Source organism: Kitasatospora sp. NPDC091257, from assembly GCF_044757675.1.
GTDB classification, from domain to species: Bacteria; Actinomycetota; Actinomycetes; order Streptomycetales; family Streptomycetaceae; genus Kitasatospora; species Kitasatospora lactacystinica.
In genome coordinates, this window is the sequence record NZ_JBIVVI010001292.1 from 1 (window position 1) to 2,440 (window position 2,440).

The 2,440-nt window shown below is 69.7% G+C and carries 1 protein-coding gene; it reads left to right on the forward strand.

Translation table 11 applies throughout. The features are described 5' to 3' along the window. Positions 1–18 precede the first annotated feature (18 nt). Entirely contained in the window at positions 19–2,301 is a 2,283-nt protein-coding gene (locus tag ACIQOV_RS37450; protein ID WP_401055252.1) for a M9 family metallopeptidase, read from the forward strand. The last annotated feature ends 139 nt before the right edge of the window (positions 2,302–2,440 follow it).

Genomic DNA, 2,440 nt, shown 5'->3' on the forward strand with positions numbered 1-2,440 from the left:
CCCCGGAGGCCCCCACAGATGCGTCCCTCCTCGATAGCGAAGGACGCCGCGCGCAGACTGCCCGCGCTCGGCACCGCCCTTCTCCTCTCGCTCGGCCTGTTCGCGCCGGCCGCCCAGGCCGCCGGCACCCCCGGCTCCGCGCCGGCCGGGAGCCCGGCCGCACCCGCCTCCTCGGCCGGGAAGGCCGCGCCGCGCACGATCCCCGTGCCCAAGTCCCCGGACACCCCCGAGGACGCCCGCCCGCTCGCCTCGGACCCGCGGGCCAAGGCCACCGCCCCGACGGCGGGCAGCTCCGTCGGCGCCGGCAAGTCGGCCCGGCAGTTCTCGGCCGCGGCCGCCTGCGACGTCTCCGCCTTCACCGGCAAGTCCGGTGCCGCGCTGGTCCAGCAGGTCAAGTCGTCCGGCCTCGACTGCGTCAACACGCTGTTCCAGCTGGCCGGCAACGACGCCAAGGGCGCCTTCAACGAGGCCCAGATGGTCACCGTGGCCAACGCCCTGCGCGACACCGCCGCCACCTACCCCGGTGACAACTCCACCTCCGCCGGGCAGCTGGTGCTCTTCCTGCGCGCCGGCTACTACGTGCAGTGGAACAACAAGGACGTCGTGGGCCCGTACGGCGACGGTCTCAAGAGCGCCATCCGCGGCGCGCTCGACGCCTTCTACGCCGCCCCGCACAGCAAGGACGTCACCGACGCCAACGGCGACACCCTCGCCGAGGCCGTCACCCTGATCGACAGCGCCCAGGAGAACGCCCGCTACACCGGCGTCGTCAAGCGGCTGCTGAACGACTACACCGGCAGCTGGCCCGCGGCGATGACCACCGCCGTCGCCAACACCGAGACCGTCATCGAGCGCGGCTTCGACCTGCCGGAGTTCGTCGCCGCCCTCCAGGCCGACCCGTCCTTCGCCACCACCGCGGCGTCCTTCGTCACCCGCAACAGCAACCTGATCAACGGCGGCGACCTGGTCACCAAGATCGGCATCCAGCTCGGCAACCTGGTGGCCAACGACGCGCTGCGCGCCCAGGGCCGGCCGATCCTCAAGGATCTGATCAACCGCTACCCGCTGGTCGGCAACACCGGTCCGCTCACCATGAACCTGCTCTGGTTCGCGGAGAAGAAGGACGTGGGCAACTGTTCCCTCTACGGCACCTGTGACATCCCGGCCAAGCTGGTCCCGCTGGTCCTCACCGTCGACCACACCTGCAACGCCAACCTGCGCATCCGCGCCCAGGACATGACCGCGCAGCAGCTCGCCGACACCTGCGCCAGCCTGATCAACCAGGACGCGTTCTTCCACAAGATCGTCAAGGACGGCGGCCCGGTCGCCAACGACAACAACACCAGCCTTGAGGTCGTCGCCTTCGACGACTACTACAACTACAGCCTGTACGCGTGGGAGATGTACAAGATCGAGGTCGACAACGGCGGCATGTACGAGGAGGGCGACCCGGCCAAGGCCGGCAACCAGGCCCGCTTCATCGCCCACGAGGCCTCCTGGCTGCGCCCCCAGTTCCAGATCTGGAACCTCAACCACGAGTACACCCACTACCTCGACGGCCGCTACGACATGTACGGCGACTTCGAGGCCGGCATGACCACCCCGACCATCTGGTGGGTCGAGGGCCTCGCCGAGTACGTCTCCTACAGCTACCGCGGCGAGCACTACGACGCCGCGGTCGCCCAGGCCGCCAAGGGCACCTACACCCTGAGCACCCTGTTCGACACCACCTACGACAACGCGGACTCCACCCGCGTCTACAACTGGGGCTACCTGGCCGTCCGCTACATGCTCCAGTCGCACCCGCAGGACGTCGACGCGCTGCTCGCCAAGTACCGCGCCGGCGACTGGAACGGCGCCCGCACCCTGCTGAAGACCACCATCGGCACCTCGTACGACGCCGACTTCGCCACCTGGCTCAAGCAGTGCGGCGCCGACAACTGCGGCTCGCTGCCCACCAACCAGGCCCCCCTGTGCACCGCCGCCGACGCCCGGCAGTTCGACAAGAACTGCCGCCGCGACAACGTGGCCGCCACCACCGGGAACTACAGCTACAGCTTCCTGACCCTGCCGGCCGGCGTGAAGCAGCTGACCATCACCACCAGCGGGGGCACCGGCAACGCCGACCTCTACTACAACGCCGGCTCCTGGGCCACCACCGGCTCTTACACGGCCAAGTCCACCACCAGTGGCAACGGTGAGACCCTGACCATCACCAACCCGCCGGCCGGTTACGTCTTCTTCAGCCTCTACGCCCAGCAGGGCTTCGGCGGCGTGACCGTCACCACGACCTACAACTGACCGACCGCGTCACAGGCGCCGTACGCACCGTACGCGCGCACCGTACGCACGGAAGGGCCCCGCGGCTTCGCGGGGCCCTTCAGGGTGCGGCCGTCCGCGCCGAGCTGGACCTGGACGACGGAGTCCAGGCCGAAGCCGG